At 55.3% G+C, this 732-nt stretch carries 2 protein-coding genes; both read left to right on the top strand.

Going from position 1 to position 732, the window contains the following annotated elements; genetic code table 11:
• On the top strand, positions 1 to 367 hold a 367-nt coding region (locus tag FJV41_RS55115; protein WP_246137913.1), incomplete at its 5' end, for a hypothetical protein.
• 156 nt (positions 368 to 523) lie between these two features.
• The coding region (locus FJV41_RS55110; protein ID WP_141649544.1) for an S-ribosylhomocysteine lyase at positions 524 to 732 on the top strand (209 nt) is incomplete at its 3' end.

Genomic DNA, 732 nt, shown 5'->3' with positions numbered 1-732 from the left:
CGCGCAGTTCCCGCTGGCTCAGGTGGGCAAAGATCTGTTCCGCGATTTACGCCGCGTGGCGCAGACCCTGGACAGTATCCACGGTGGCCAGGCATATCAGCAGGTCTGCGACGAGCTGCTGGCCTGCTTTGACGATCCGGAATTAACCTTCTCAGCCCGCATTCTGCGTTCTATGATTGAAGAAGGCATTGGCGGTACCGGCCGTGCGCTTGCCGATCGTTACCGGACGCAGCTGCGCGAAGAGCCGCTGGAGATCCTGAGCGAAGACGATTTTATCGCCGAGCGCGACGCGTCGGTGGCGCGACAGAAGAAAGTGGAAGCTGAAGACAGCGAGCCGTTTGAGGCGCTGCTGGCGCGGCACGCGTAGCGCTGGAAAAGAAAAAGGCCACATCACTGTGGCCAAACTTTCATCTCTGATTCAGGGATGATGATGATAATAAATGCGCGTCTTTCATATACTGAGACTCGCGGCTGAACAAAGAGTTCATTTTATTTTAAAAAAATTCACTCCCGGAGGTGACGAATGCCGTTGTTAGATAGTTTCACAGTCGACCATACCCGAATGGAAGCCCCAGCGGTGCGTGTCGCGAAGAAAATGAACACGCCGCATGGCGATGAAATCACCGTTTTCGATCTGCGCTTCTGCGTACCGAACCAGGAAGTGATGCCGGAACGCGGTATCCACACCCTGGAGCATCTGTTCGCGGGCTTTATGCGCGATCATCTGAACGG

This window comes from Myxococcus llanfairpwllgwyngyllgogerychwyrndrobwllllantysiliogogogochensis (genome assembly GCF_006636215.1).
Classification (GTDB): domain Bacteria; phylum Myxococcota; class Myxococcia; order Myxococcales; family Myxococcaceae; genus Myxococcus; species Myxococcus llanfairpwllgwyngyllgogerychwyrndrobwllllantysiliogogogochensis.
Note: the sequence above shows the minus strand (reverse complement) of the source record. Positions and strands in the feature narration are given on the sequence as shown.